This is a genomic window from Pseudomonas sp. TH08 (genome assembly GCF_016651275.1).
In the GTDB taxonomy this organism is placed as follows: domain Bacteria; phylum Pseudomonadota; class Gammaproteobacteria; order Pseudomonadales; family Pseudomonadaceae; genus Aquipseudomonas.
In genome coordinates, this window is record NZ_JAEKEE010000002.1 from 667,915 (window position 1) to 681,263 (window position 13,349).

Below are 13,349 nucleotides of genomic sequence, written 5' to 3' on the forward strand. Positions count from 1 at the left end.
CCCACCATAAGCAGGGCCGTGTCAGCGTCAGGTCATCCATTTGTGAAAAAAACGTCGGGTAAACCCGCAAACTATTTCAAGGTTATACAGGATTTAGACAGGTTGGCGGGAGTGGCTGGGTGCCACCACCGCGTGTCAGCCTTTGCCCAATTCCACCTCAAAACGGCAACCGTTGGGCTGCATGGTGCTCAGCGTCACCGTCCAGCCCTGGTTCTCGCAGATCCGCTGAACCAATGACAATCCGAGCCCCAACCCTTCGCCGCGGTTTTCAGTGCCGCGTACAAACGGCTGAAACATCGCCTCGCGCTTCTCCTCGGGAATGCCGACGCCCGAATCTTCGACGACAAAGCCATTAGCGTTCAGCGTCAGGCGAATAAAGCCCTGTTCGGTGTAGTGGCAGGCATTGCGCAAGAGGTTGCCCATCACCGCTGTCAGCAACGTGGCGTTGTAACAGGTGTCCGGTGGGTTGCCGGGTTCGAACTGCAATTTCAGGCCTTTGCTTTCGATCGGTTCGCGCCAGACATTCAGCAAGCTGTCAGCCACCTGAGCGAGATTATGTTGCGGCGCCATCCCGGCGTCTTCGCGCTGGGCACGGGCGAGCATCAGAAAGGTCTGCACCAGTTCGCGCATTTCCTCGCTGGCACGGGCAATACGCTCGACCTGAGAGCGACCGCGCTGATCGATAGCCGGGTTCTCCAGCAGCAATTCGCAGGAGCTGGCCAGCACCATCAGTGGGGTGCGCAATTCGTGGCTGACGTCACTGGTAAACAGCCGTTCGCGACTCAACGCCTGACGCAGACGCCCGAGCGTCGCATCGAAGGCCACTGCCAGTTCACCGACTTCGTCTGCTGCGTAATCCGGCGCCAACGGTGGCGCCAGCCCGAGCAACTGGTCGCGATGGCGTACCTGCCGGGCCAGTCGTACCACCGGCGCCATCACTTTGCGCGCCAGCACCCAGCCGAGGAATACCGCCAGCGCCAGGCTGAGCACAAAGCCCACCAGCACGACGGCAAACAGCACGCGTTCACGCTCTTCAAAATCGCTTTGATCCTGCAGCAGCACATAGCGCCGACCGTCGACGATTTCGACCATCGCGTGGTACGACAGCTGCTCGCGGAACACTTCGTGGAAACCGGAATCGAGGTGGCGCAAATCCTTGGGCAATTCGAAATCACCCGGCCCGCCACTGAAATAGAACAACTGATCCGGCTCCGGGCGATGGCTCCAGTCGGAGACATTGTCCATCAGCAGCAGGCGCTGCAAATCGCCGCCGAGCCCGGCCGAAATCAGTTTCTCCTCGACCAGATGCACCGTTGCGACGATGCCCATGGCGAAGGCGCCGGCCACCAGCGCGCTCATCAGCGCGAAGGCAATGATGATCCGTTGAGAAAGGCTCTGTCTAAACTCCATTACGCATCGGCCAGGCGGTAACCCACGCCGTGCACGGTATGCAGCAGTGGCTTGGCGAAAGGCTTGTCGATCACCTGACGCAACTGGTGAACGTGGCTGCGCAGACTGTCGCTATCGGGGCAGTCATCGCCCCACAGCGCTTCTTCAAGCACTTCGCGACGCAGTACATGCGGGCTCTTCTGCATCAACACTGCCAGCAACTTGAGGCCGACCGGGTTGAGTTTCAGCAGCTTACCCTCGCGGGTCACTTCCAGCGTATCGAGGTCGTAACTCAAATCGCCAACCTGCAACGCCCGACGTCCGCCACCCTGCGCCCGGCGCATCACCGCTTCGACGCGCGCGGCCAGCTCGGACAAGGCAAACGGCTTGATCAGGTAATCGTCGGCGCCGGACTTGAATCCCTGCAAGCGGTCGTCGAGTTGATCGCGGGCGGTGAGCATGATCACCGGGGTGTCGCGGCGGGCATCTTCGCGCAGGCGCTTGCACAGCGTGTAGCCATCAATCCCCGGCAACATGATGTCGAGAATGATCAGGTCGTAATGCTCGGTCGCCGCCAGATGCAGGCCCGACAGACCGTCCTGCGCGCAGTCGACGGTATAGCCTTTGAGGCCCAGATAATCGGCCAGATTGGCGAGGATGTCGCGGTTGTCTTCGACCACCAGGATTCGCATGGGCACCTCTTCCGTACACAGTAATGGCCGTCTTGGCCCGCGCAGCTTACGGCCAACTCAGCCTCAGGGCTAGGCTGAAAACCGTTGAAATCGACGCTCTCAACCAAATTTGAGGGTTAACAAGATTTTCACTATCGGTTCACAACCTGACTACAGTCACCACGCAACACTCTCGCGCCATTAGATATAAGGAATGTAGACAATGGACTCTTTGAAGATGGCGCCCCTGCGCCTTCTGCTACTGGTCACCGGTGTATGGCTGGTGATCTTTTCCATGACCCGCGCCGTTTTGTTGCTGACGCATCTGGATGAGGCCGGTGGCGGCGCTTTTGCCGTATTCGGCATCGGTCTGCTGTACGACCTCGGCTTCCTTGCGTATGCAGCGTTGCCGATGGGCTTGTACTTGTTGCTGTGCCCGCCGGCGTTATGGCGTCGTCGCGGCCATCGCTGGTTTCTGCAAGGCCTGTTCACCGTCAGCCTGTTCGCCATGCTGTTCGTGTCAGTGGCCGAATGGCTGTTCTGGGACGAGTTCGGCGTGCGCTTCAACTTCATCGCCGTCGACTACCTGGTGTATTCCGACGAAGTGCTGAACAACGTGCTGGAGTCGTACCCGATCGGTACGCTGTTGAGCATTCTAGCGCTGCTGGCCATTGCCATCAGTTTTGCTCTGCGCAAACCGTTCAATGCTGCACTGGACGCTCCGCTGCCGCCGCTGCGTGGGCGCTTGCTCAATGCGCTGGGTTTGCTGGTTGTCGCAGGCCTGAGCCTGCAACTGCTGAGTCAGGACGCACCGCGTGCTCAGGGCGGCAACGCCTATCAAAACGAATTGGCGAGCAATGGCCCGTATCAGTTTTTCGCTGCATTCCGTAACAACGAGCTGGATTACACCCAGTTCTACAGCAGCCACACACCTGAGGTAGTCGCCCGACAGATTCGCGCTGAATTGAGCGAACCCAATGCCCGCTTCATCGGTCAGGATCCGCAAGACATCCGTCGGATGATCGACAACCCCGGCACTGCGCGCACACCGAACATCGTGCTGGTGACCATCGAAAGCCTCAGCGCCAAATACCTGGGCAGCAATGGTGACGAACGCAACCTCACGCCAAATCTCGATGCCTTGCGCAAACAGAGCCTGTACTTCAACAATTTCTACGCCACCGGCACCCGCACCGACCGTGGCCTGGAGGCCATTACCCTGGCCATTCCACCGACGCCGGGCCGTTCGATCGTCAAGCGCATCGGCCGTGAAAGCGGTTTCGCCAGTCTTGGCCAGCAACTGAGTGCGGTGGGTTACGACAGCGTGTTCGTGTATGGCGGGCGCGGCTATTTCGACAACATGAATGCATTCTTCAGTGGCAACGGCTATCGCGTGGTCGATCAGAGCAGCGTCGATGAAGCGGACATTCACTTCAAGAATGCCTGGGGCATGGCCGACGAGGATCTGTACAAACAGACCCTGAAACTCGCCGATGCCGACTACGCCAAACAGCAGCCTTTCCTGCTGCAACTGATGACCACCTCCAACCACCGTCCTTACACCTACCCGGACAATCGCATCGACATCAAATCCGGTAATGGTCGCGACGGCGCGGTGAAATACACCGACTACGCCATCGGCGAGTTCCTTGCGCAGGCGCGGCAGAAACCGTGGTTCGACAACACGATCTTCATTTTCGTCGCTGACCACACCGCAGGCAGCGCCGGTAAGGAAGACTTGCCGATTGCCAACTATCAGATCCCGCTGTTCATTTATGCACCGAAGCTGATTGAACCTCGCGAAAACGGCCAACTGGCCAGCCAGATCGACCTCGCGCCGACCTTGTTGGGTTTGCTGAACATGGATTACCAATCGACGTTCTTCGGCCGCAACCTGTTGCAGGACAACCCGCTGCCGCCACGTGTCGTGGTGGGTAACTATCAGCATCTGGGCCTGTTCGACGGCAAGGATCTGGCGATTCTCAGCCCGCGCCAGGGCCTGCGTCGCCACGAGGATGCACTGACCGAAAGTCGCGAGTCCCGGGCGACCAGCGATGACCCGCTGATCAGCCGCGCCATCACCTATTACCAAACCGCCAGTTATGGCTTCAAGCAACAGCTGCTTGGCTGGAAAGCACCCAAGGAGGGTGCTCCGCAAGTCAGCGAACGTTAATCGAAGCGCCCCGGGCCGATGTCTCGGGGCGTTTTCTTTTGTTCAGGATCCGTCATGTCATCAAGCGTTGTACGCCCCACTCCTCGCCCGTTGAACCTGTGGTTGTGCCTGGGGATTCCCGTCGCTGCCGCGATCATTCTGGTTTTGCTGGAACTGACCGATCTGGACATGGATCTGGCTCGGATGTTTTACGACCCGGCGGCCGGAGACTTCATCGGGCGTCACAGTTACTTCCTCGAGAACATCCTTCACGACCGCGCAAAAGAGGTGGTGATCGCGTTCTCGGTATTTGCGGTTCTGGGTTTTATTGCTTCGTTTTTCATCGAACGATTGAAACCGTTCAAGCGCGAACTGGGTTGCCTCGTGCTGTCGTTGGGCCTGGCGACGTCGTTTGTCACGCCGATGAAGGCGGTGACGGCGGTGCAGTGCCCGTGGAGCCTGGAGCAGTTCGGCGGCCATGAGACTTACAGCAAACTGATGGAACATCGGCCGCAGACCAACAAACCTGGTCGTTGCTGGCCGGGTGGTCATGCGGCAACGGGGTTCACACTGTTTGCGCTGTTCTTTGTGTTGCGTGACCGTCGTCCGCGTCTGGCAAAACAAGCGTTTATCTTTGCCTTTGCATTGGGCTCGGTGTTTTCGATCAGTCGAATGATGCAGGGCGCGCACTTCTTTTCGCACAATGTGTGGACGGCGATTTTCTGTTGGCTGATTTGCCTGGGGTCGTATTACTGGGTCTTGTATCGCCCGGCCGTGAGGGCTGAAATAGTCGTAAAAACACAAACCGTCAGCGCCTGAAACACGATCCCATGTAGGAGCGAGCCTGCTCGCGATAGCGGTATGTCAGTCGCAATCATGTTGAATGACACACCGCTATCGTCGGAACGCCGCCCGGAGCAGGCTCACTCCTACATGGGTTATGTGTGAAGTTCGATATCCGGGCAATAAAAAACCCCGCTGGCGAGAGCCAGCGGGGTTTTTGCGTTACAGGGGTAAGGCTGGCTTACATCATGCCGCCCATGCCACCCATGCCGCCCATGTCTGGCATGCCGCCGCCAGCGCCGCCGTCTTTCTTCGGCGCGTCAGCTACTGCCGCTTCGGTGGTCAGGATCAGACCGCCGATCGACGATGCAGCTTGCAGAGCGGAACGAGTCACCTTGGTTGGGTCCAGGATGCCCATTTCGATCATGTCGCCGTATTCGCCAGTCGCAGCGTTGTAACCGAAGTTACCAGTGCCGTTCTTGACTTCGTTGACGACAACGCTTGGCTCGTCGCCGCTGTTGGCAGCGATCTGACGCAGCGGTGCTTCAACAGCGCGGCGCAGAACTGCGATACCGACGTCCTGATCAGCGTTGTCGCCTTTCAGGTCGTTCAGGGTTTGCAGAGCGCGGATCAGCGCAACGCCACCGCCAGGTACCACGCCTTCTTCAACGGCTGCACGGGTTGCGTGCAGGGCGTCTTCAACGCGGGCTTTCTTCTCTTTCATTTCTACTTCGGAACCAGCGCCAACCTTGATGACTGCAACGCCGCCGGACAGCTTGGCCAGACGCTCTTGCAGTTTTTCACGGTCGTAGTCCGAGGAAGTTTCAGCAGCCTGGGCACGGATCTGAGTGATACGCGCCTGGATGTCTGCTTCAACGCCAGCACCGTCAACGATGATGGTGTTTTCCTTGGAGATGGTCACACGCTTGGCGCTGCCGAGGTTTTCCAGGGTAGCGGCTTCCAGGCTCAGGCCGATCTCTTCGGAGATAACGGTACCGCCGGTCAGAACAGCGATGTCCTGCAGCATGGCCTTGCGACGGTCGCCGAAGCCTGGAGCCTTGACGGCTGCGACTTTAACGATGCCACGCATATTGTTCACAACCAGAGTCGCCAGGGCTTCGCCTTCAACGTCTTCGGAAACGATCAGCAGTGGACGGCCGGCTTTGGCAACGGCTTCCAGCACTGGCAGCATTTCGCGGATGTTCGAGATCTTTTTGTCGACCAGCAGGATCAGCGGGCTGTCCAGCTCGGCAACCATGGTCTCTGGCTTGTTGACGAAGTATGGGGACAGGTAGCCACGGTCGAACTGCATGCCTTCAACAACCGACAGTTCGTTTTCCAGGCCAGTGCCTTCTTCAACGGTGATCACGCCTTCTTTGCCGACTTTTTCCATGGCTTCGGCAATGATGTCGCCGATGGAGCTGTCAGAGTTGGCCGAGATGGTGCCGACCTGAGCGATGGCCTTGGTGTCAGCGCAAGGCTTGGACAGGTTCTTCAGCTCTTTGACGATAGCGATGGTCGCTTTGTCGATACCGCGCTTCAGGTCCATCGGGTTCATGCCGGCAGCGACGGCTTTCAGGCCTTCGTTGACGATCGACTGAGCCAGAACGGTAGCGGTAGTAGTACCGTCACCAGCGTCATCGTTGGCACGGGAGGCAACGTCTTTGACCAGCTGCGCGCCCATGTTTTCGAAACGATCTTCGAGTTCGATTTCTTTGGCGACGGAAACGCCGTCCTTGGTGATGGTCGGAGCGCCGAAGCTCTTCTCGATGATCACGTTACGGCCTTTCGGGCCCAGGGTCGCTTTTACTGCGTCAGCCAGGACGTTGACGCCCTTGAGCATTTTTTTACGGGCGGAATCGCCAAACAGAACTTCTTTAGCAGCCATGATCGATATTCCTTAAATACTTTGTAGTAGCGGGAAAATGGGCGGGGAAATCAGCCTTCCAGTACAGCGAGAATCTCGTTCTCAGCCATTACCAGCAGGTCTTCGCCGTCGACTTTCACAGTGTTGCTGCCGGAGTAAGGACCGAACACAACCTTGTCACCGACTTTAACGGCCAGCGCACGCACTTCACCGTTTTCCAGAGTCTTGCCTGGGCCTGCAGCGACGATCACACCGTGGTTGGCTTTTTCAGCAGCCGAACCTGGCAGGACGATACCGCCAGCGGTTTTCTTTTCTTCTTCGCTGCGACGGATTACGACGCGGTCATGCAGAGGACGAAGCTTCATTGTCGATCTCTCCTAATTGTGGTTTTCATCGGCCGGTGTAGTCCCGGCGGGTTTAACGAATCCGGCCTGCGCCGGTTGCGGTTCGTCTAGCGAGCCGCGGAAGTCTGTCCGACTCAAATGTCGGAAACCTTTCGGTGACCGATAGATAAGGGCGCATAAGCTTATTACAAGGGCGAGGCTAAAAAAATTTCACCGAGGCTCGTTACAAAAGCAGCCCACAAATGAACACGGCACCCGAGGGTGCCGTGTCGATAACGCCGTTACTTGGTGTCGCGGTGTTCGAACTCGCCTTCGATCACATCGCCTTCGCGGCCCAGAGGCTCGCGCGGAGCAGGACCGCCCCGCGGTTGCAGGTCGTCGGCGAACGCGCGTTGGCGCATGGCCTGGTCTTCGGCGCGCTGGCGCATCTTGTTCGCCAGCAGGCGGCGGGTGAATGGCAGCAACATCACCAGACCGACCACGTCGCTGATAAAGCCCGGCAGGATCAACAGACCACCGGCCAGCGCCAGCATCAGACCTTCAAGCATGGTTTGCGCAGGCAGTTCGCCGCGGTTCAGGCTTTCACGGGCACGCAGTGCCGTGGCCAGGCCGGCGACGCGCAGCACGAACACGCCGAACATCGAGCCGACAATGATCAGCAGCAGGGCCGGGAAAAACCCGATAGACCCTGCCACTTTGACGAATACGAACAGCTCCAGCACCGGAAACAGCAGAAAGAGCAGAAAGAGCAACAGAAAAGGGCGCATCAAAGTTTCCTCAACGCAAGAAATGCCTTGCAGTAAGCCTTAGATGACGTCGCCCTTTCGTGAATTCAAGCGTCGGCCACTGCATTTTTTGGCCAGACCTCGGCGTGAGCCAGAGAAACCAAGGCTTCGCGCACTTGTGTCGGCGTATTACAAGGCGCTGGGAACGGCAGCCAGTACAGTGCCTGACCGATGCGCAGGTGCATGCCTTCGGTGTCGATCCCGGCCATTTGTGCCGGCACGCTTTTCGGCAGACCGGCGAGGTCGACGTAGTGCGCGATGGCTTTGGCATGGTCGCTGTTCATGTGCTCGACCATGCTGATCTCGCCCTTGCCGGCGAACGGGTTGGCCAGGGTCAGTTGATCGACCCAGTGAATCGCGCCGAAACCGCCGATGTAGCGATGCCGCACGGGCGTCAGCACCCAGAAATCGAAATCGTGGGCCTTGTGGTAGTTCTGCGAATCGGGGAAGTAGCGGTAGTAGCGCTCGGCGGCCGCTTCAATTGCCGCAGCGTCTTCGAGCTTTTGCGCTTCGGCCAGGTAGGTCAGGCGACCTACGGCTTGCACATCATCCGCCTCGCGCTCGCCAACCAGCAGCGAGCATTTCGGGTCTTTTTGCAGGTTATGGGTGTGCTGGGCGATGCGGCTGATGAGGATCAGCGGTCGGCCCTGCTCGTCCAGGCAATACGGCACCACGGAGCCAAAGGGAAAACCGGGCATCGATTTGGAGTGAGTCGACAGCACCCCGCGGTATTCCTTGAGAAGCAATTCTCGGGCATTCTTGGCCACTTCAACGCTCAATTTATGACTCCTTAAATAGAATCCGTCGTAAAAACGGACAGGTGACCGGGATAAGTTCCAGTCACTTTGGGGCAGTTCTCATGTGCAGCCAGGCCACGTCGGGCGCAGATCGAGAGGCTCTCTTGAGGGAAAACCACTCTGACCTGCTATCGGGGCATGCGAATGCAACTCAACGACAAAGTAATCATTATCACTGGCGGTTGCCAGGGTTTGGGCCGTTCGATGGCCGAGTATTTCGCCGGTAAAGGCGCGAAGCTGGCACTCGTCGACTTGAATCAGGAAAAACTCGACGACGCGGTGGCTGCCTGCAAGGCCAAGGGCGTCGAGGCGCGCAGCTATCTGTGCAACGTGGCCAATGAAGAACAAGTGGAGCACATGGTTGCTCAGGTTGCCGCCGACTTTGGTGCGATTCACGGTTTGATCAACAACGCCGGGATCCTGCGCGATGGCCTGCTGTTGAAGGTCAAGGACGGCGAAATGAGCAAAATGAGCCTGGCACAGTGGCAAGCGGTGATCGACGTCAATCTGACCGGCGTGTTCCTCTGCACCCGTGAGGTGGCGGCGAAAATGGTCGAGCTGAAGAATAGCGGCGCGATCATCAACATTTCATCGATCTCGCGTGCGGGCAATGTTGGCCAGACCAACTACTCGGCGGCCAAGGCTGGCGTGGCGGCGGCGACGGTGACCTGGGCGAAAGAACTGGCCCGTTATGGCATTCGGGTGGCGGGGATTGCACCGGGTTTCATTGAAACCGAGATGACCCTGGGGATGAAGCCCGAAGCGCTGGAGAAGATGACCTCGGGGATTCCGCTCAAGCGCATGGGCAAGCCGGAGGAGATCGCCCATTCGGCGGCGTATATCTTCGAGAACGACTACTACACCGGCCGGATCCTGGAGATGGACGGCGGCTTGCGTATCTGACCGCAGCGCAAAACCTGTAGGAGCCGAGCTTGCTCGCGAAAGCGGTGGTTCATTCAACAGATCTGTTGAATGTTAATCCGCTATCGCGAGCAAGCTCGGCTCCTACAACTACAGGGTGTTGCTGAGGTATCAATCGTCGCTGATGGTGATGTTCGGCATCGCCGGCGTTGCCGCTTCCTGCAACACGATCCGCGCGCCGACGTGGCGGGCCAGTTCCTGATAGACCATGGCGATCTGGCTGTCCGGCTCGGCGATCACCGTCGGTTTGCCACCATCGGCCTGCTCGCGAATCAACATCGACAGTGGCAGCGAGGCCAGCAGCTCGACGCCGTACTGGGTCGCCAACTTCTCGCCACCGCCCTCACCGAACAGATGCTCGGCATGCCCGCAGTTCGAGCAGATGTGCACGGCCATGTTTTCCACCACACCGAGTACCGGAATGTTGACCTTGCGGAACATTTCCACGCCTTTGCGCGCGTCGAGCAGCGCCAGATCCTGCGGCGTGGTGACGATCACCGCACCCGCCACCGGGACTTTCTGCGCGAGGGTCAGTTGGATGTCGCCGGTGCCTGGCGGCATGTCGATCACCAGATAATCCAGATCGCCCCACGCCGTTTGCGTAACCAGTTGCAGCAGTGCGCCGGAAACCATCGGCCCGCGCCAGACCATCGGCGTGTTGTCGTCGGTCAGGAAAGCCATCGACATCACTTCGACACCGTGGGCCTTGAGCGGCACAAACCACTTCTGATCCTTGACCTCAGGGCGAGTGCGCTCGGGAATGCCGAACATGATGCCCTGGCTCGGGCCATAGATATCGGCATCGAGAATACCGACCTTGGCACCCTCGCGGGCCAGTGCCAGCGCAAGGTTGGCGGCGGTTGTCGACTTGCCCACGCCACCTTTGCCGGAGGCTACGGCGACGACATTTTTGACGTTGGCCAGACCCGGAATCTGCGCCTGCGCCTTGTGCGCGGCAATCACGCTGTTGACTTCGACCCTGGCGACGACGACGCCATCAAGGTTTTCGATCGCCAGTTGCAGCAGTTGTGCCCAGCCGCTCTTGAACAGACCGGCGGCGTAGCCGATTTCCAGTTGCACATTGACGCGGTCACCGACGATCTCGATGTTTTTCACGCAACCGGCGCTGACCGGATCCTGGTTCAGGTAAGGGTCGGTGTATTGGCTGAGGACGGCTTCCACCGCTGCGCGAGTGACGGCGCTCATGGGCAACTCCGATAACAAGACTGGGAAAAGATGACGGCTATCGTACGCTGGACATCGATTTGAGGCGAACAGATTGCTCGAGTTGGAAAACCTTTGTGGCGAGGGGATTTATCCCCGTTCGGCTGCGCAGCAGTCGTGAAACCATTCAACGCGGTGTACCTGATACACCGAGGTATCAGGTTTTGGGGCGGCTTCGCCACCCATCGGGGATAAATCCCCTCGCCACAAATGCTCTTAAGTACCCAGCGGCTCAGGGGTGAAAAATATACTCGGGCGCTTTATAGTGGCCGACCTCCGTTTCATCAAGTAGCGAAGCCCCACATGTCCGAACCACGCAAGATCCTCGTCACCAGCGCCCTGCCCTACGCCAACGGTTCGATTCACCTTGGCCATATGCTGGAATATATCCAGACCGATATGTGGGTGCGCTTCCAGAAGCATCGCGGCAATCAATGCATCTATGTCTGCGCCGACGACGCCCACGGTTCGGCGATCATGCTGCGTGCAGAAAAGGAAGGCATCACCCCGGAACAACTGATCGCCAACGTGCAGGCTGAACACAGCGCCGACTTTGCCGAGTTCCTGGTCGATTTCGACAACTTCCACTCCACTCACGCCGAAGAAAACCGTGAGCTGTCGAGCCAGATCTACATCAAGCTGCTTGACGCCGGGCACATCGCCCAGCGCTCGATCACCCAGTATTTCGACCCGGAAAAGAAAATGTTCCTGGCCGACCGCTTCATCAAGGGCACCTGCCCGAAATGTGGCACTGAAGACCAGTACGGCGACAACTGCGAAAAATGCGGTGCAACCTACGCACCGACTGACCTGAAAGATCCGAAGTCGGCGATCTCTGGCGCCACCCCGGTGCTCAAGGATTCCCAGCACTTCTTCTTCAAGCTGCCAGACTTCCAGCAAATGCTGCAGACCTGGACCCGCAGCGGCACCTTGCAGGACGCCGTGGCCAACAAGATCGCCGAATGGCTGGACGCCGGCCTGCAACAGTGGGACATCTCCCGCGATGCGCCGTACTTCGGTTTCGAGATCCCGGGCGAACCAGGCAAATACTTCTACGTGTGGCTGGATGCACCGATCGGCTACATGGCCAGTTTCAAGAACCTTTGCGATCGCACGCCGGAGCTGGACTTCGACGCGTTCTGGGCCAAGGACTCCACTGCCGAGCTGTACCATTTCATCGGCAAGGACATCGTCAACTTCCACGCACTGTTCTGGCCAGCGATGCTCGAAGGCGCCGGCTACCGCAAGCCGACCGGTATCAACGTGCACGGCTACCTGACCGTCAACGGCCAGAAAATGTCCAAGTCGCGCGGCACCTTCATCAAGGCCCGCACGTACCTGGATCACCTGTCGCCGGAATACCTGCGCTACTACTACGCGGCCAAACTGGGCCGTGGCGTCGATGACCTCGACCTGAACCTCGAAGACTTCGTGCAGAAGGTCAACTCCGACCTGGTCGGCAAAGTGGTCAACATCGCCAGCCGTTGCGCCGGTTTCATCCAGAAGGGCAACGCCGGCCTGCTGGTCGACACCAATGCTGCGCCGGAGCTGACCGAGGCTTTCCTCGCCGCCGCGCCAAGCATTGCCGACGCTTATGAAGCCCGTGACTTCGCCCGCGCCATGCGTGAAACCATGGCCCTGGCCGACCGCGCCAACGCCTGGATCGCCGACAAGGCGCCGTGGTCGTTGAACAAGCAGGAAGGCAAGCAGGATGAGGTTCAGGCGATCTGCGCCACCGCCATCAACCTGTTCCGCCAACTGGTGATCTTCCTCAAACCGGTATTGCCGTTGCTGGCCGCCGACGCCGAGGCGTTCCTCAACGTCGCCCCGCTGACCTGGAACGATCACACCAGCCTGTTGGCCAACCATCAGCTCAACGAGTTCAAGCCGTTGATGACCCGCATCGACCCGGTAAAAGTGCAAGCCATGAGCGACGCCTCGAAAGAAGACCTGACCGCCAGCCAGACCGACACCGGCGCCGCCGCCCCTGCGGGCAACGGCGAACTGGCCAAGGATCCGCTGTCGCCGGAAATCGACTTCGACGCGTTTGCCGCCATCGACCTGCGCGTTGCGCTGATCGTCAAAGCCGAACACGTCGAAGGTGCCGACAAGCTGTTGCGCCTGACCCTCGACATCGGTGACGAGCAACGCAACGTGTTCTCGGGGATCAAGAGCGCCTACCCCGATCCGTCCAAGCTCGATGGTCGTCTGACCATGATGATCGCCAACCTCAAGCCCCGGAAAATGAAGTTCGGTATTTCCGAAGGCATGGTGATGGCTGCCGGCCCCGGCGGTGAGGAAATCTACCTGCTGAGCCCGGACAGCGGCGCCAAGCCAGGTCAACGCATCAAGTAACACTCGGCGGTGAATCGATCCCACAGGCGTGCCCCGCATGCCTGTGGGATTTTTCATATCC

At 58.9% G+C, this 13,349-nt stretch carries 11 protein-coding genes; 4 read left to right on the forward strand and 7 right to left on the reverse strand.

Annotated elements, in window-relative coordinates; genetic code table 11:
* Positions 1 to 135: 135 nt before the first annotated feature.
* Both JFT91_RS12695 and colR read right to left on the reverse strand, forming a co-directional pair.
* Complete coding sequence (locus JFT91_RS12695) at positions 136 to 1,410, reverse strand: sensor histidine kinase (RefSeq protein WP_201232557.1); 1,275 nt, start codon at positions 1,408 to 1,410, stop codon at positions 136 to 138.
* Entirely contained in the window at positions 1,410 to 2,081 is a 672-nt protein-coding gene (gene colR / locus JFT91_RS12700) for a two-component system response regulator ColR (RefSeq protein WP_158833779.1), read from the reverse strand. The genes JFT91_RS12695 and colR overlap by 1 nt, the downstream gene beginning before the upstream one ends.
* A gap of 202 nt (positions 2,082 to 2,283) precedes the next feature.
* Here colR and JFT91_RS12705 point away from each other — a divergent pair, with 202 nt between their 5' ends.
* Entirely contained in the window at positions 2,284 to 4,233 is a 1,950-nt protein-coding gene (locus JFT91_RS12705; RefSeq protein ID WP_201232558.1) for an LTA synthase family protein, read from the forward strand.
* Positions 4,234 to 4,287: 54 nt separating this feature from the next.
* On the forward strand, positions 4,288 to 5,031 hold the full coding sequence (locus JFT91_RS12710) for a phosphatase PAP2 family protein (protein ID WP_201232559.1): 744 nt from the start codon (positions 4,288 to 4,290) through the stop codon (positions 5,029 to 5,031).
* A gap of 205 nt (positions 5,032 to 5,236) precedes the next feature.
* Here the strand turns inward: JFT91_RS12710 and groL are convergent, their stop codons facing one another.
* The 4 genes from groL to JFT91_RS12730 all read right to left on the reverse strand — a co-directional run bounded on the left by groL (position 5,237) and on the right by JFT91_RS12730 (position 8,770).
* Positions 5,237 to 6,883, reverse strand: coding sequence for a chaperonin GroEL (groL, locus tag JFT91_RS12715; RefSeq protein ID WP_201228320.1), 1,647 nt, complete (start codon positions 6,881 to 6,883; stop codon positions 5,237 to 5,239).
* Between the two features lie 50 nt (positions 6,884 to 6,933).
* A complete protein-coding gene (locus JFT91_RS12720) occupies positions 6,934 to 7,227 on the reverse strand; it encodes a co-chaperone GroES (protein ID WP_003227685.1) in 294 nt (97 codons plus the stop codon).
* A 260-nt stretch (positions 7,228 to 7,487) separates the two neighbouring features.
* Positions 7,488 to 7,973 carry an FxsA family protein gene (locus JFT91_RS12725; RefSeq protein ID WP_201232560.1) on the reverse strand — a complete coding sequence of 162 codons (486 nt, stop codon included), beginning with the start codon at positions 7,971 to 7,973 and terminating at the stop codon, positions 7,488 to 7,490.
* 65 nt (positions 7,974 to 8,038) lie between these two features.
* Positions 8,039 to 8,770, reverse strand: a complete 732-nt coding sequence (locus JFT91_RS12730; RefSeq protein WP_201228322.1) for a HugZ family pyridoxamine 5'-phosphate oxidase — start codon at positions 8,768 to 8,770, stop codon at positions 8,039 to 8,041.
* A 162-nt stretch (positions 8,771 to 8,932) separates the two neighbouring features.
* Here JFT91_RS12730 and JFT91_RS12735 point away from each other — a divergent pair, with 162 nt between their 5' ends.
* Positions 8,933 to 9,691 (forward strand): SDR family oxidoreductase, encoded by a 759-nt coding sequence (locus JFT91_RS12735; protein ID WP_201228323.1) that lies wholly within the window; start codon positions 8,933 to 8,935, stop codon positions 9,689 to 9,691.
* Between the two features lie 129 nt (positions 9,692 to 9,820).
* On the opposite strand, the gene apbC is transcribed toward JFT91_RS12735, so the two are convergent.
* Positions 9,821 to 10,915: an iron-sulfur cluster carrier protein ApbC gene (gene apbC / locus JFT91_RS12740; protein ID WP_201228324.1), complete on the reverse strand. Its 1,095-nt coding sequence runs from the start codon at positions 10,913 to 10,915 to the stop codon at positions 9,821 to 9,823.
* A 321-nt stretch (positions 10,916 to 11,236) separates the two neighbouring features.
* Here apbC and metG point away from each other — a divergent pair, with 321 nt between their 5' ends.
* Positions 11,237 to 13,288 (forward strand): methionine--tRNA ligase, encoded by a 2,052-nt coding sequence (gene metG, locus JFT91_RS12745; RefSeq protein WP_201232561.1) that lies wholly within the window; start codon positions 11,237 to 11,239, stop codon positions 13,286 to 13,288.
* The last annotated feature ends 61 nt before the right edge of the window (positions 13,289 to 13,349 follow it).

Bases quoted from the DNA above. Each gene is read 5' to 3' on its own strand.
- metG (WP_201232561.1), top strand. From the start codon at position 11,237: ATGTCCGAACCACGCAAGATCCTCGTCACCAGCGCCCTGCCCTACGCC.
- JFT91_RS12720 (WP_003227685.1), bottom strand. From the start codon at position 7,227: ATGAAGCTTCGTCCTCTGCATGACCGCGTCGTAATCCGTCGCAGCGAA.
- JFT91_RS12695 (WP_201232557.1), bottom strand. From the start codon at position 1,410: ATGGAGTTTAGACAGAGCCTTTCTCAACGGATCATCATTGCCTTCGCG.
- JFT91_RS12705 (WP_201232558.1), top strand. From the start codon at position 2,284: ATGGACTCTTTGAAGATGGCGCCCCTGCGCCTTCTGCTACTGGTCACC.
- JFT91_RS12710 (WP_201232559.1), top strand. From the start codon at position 4,288: ATGTCATCAAGCGTTGTACGCCCCACTCCTCGCCCGTTGAACCTGTGG.
- JFT91_RS12725 (WP_201232560.1), bottom strand. From the start codon at position 7,973: ATGCGCCCTTTTCTGTTGCTCTTTCTGCTCTTTCTGCTGTTTCCGGTG.
- JFT91_RS12735 (WP_201228323.1), top strand. From the start codon at position 8,933: ATGCAACTCAACGACAAAGTAATCATTATCACTGGCGGTTGCCAGGGT.
- apbC (WP_201228324.1), bottom strand. From the start codon at position 10,915: ATGAGCGCCGTCACTCGCGCAGCGGTGGAAGCCGTCCTCAGCCAATAC.
- colR (WP_158833779.1), bottom strand. From the start codon at position 2,081: ATGCGAATCCTGGTGGTCGAAGACAACCGCGACATCCTCGCCAATCTG.
- groL (WP_201228320.1), bottom strand. From the start codon at position 6,883: ATGGCTGCTAAAGAAGTTCTGTTTGGCGATTCCGCCCGTAAAAAAATG.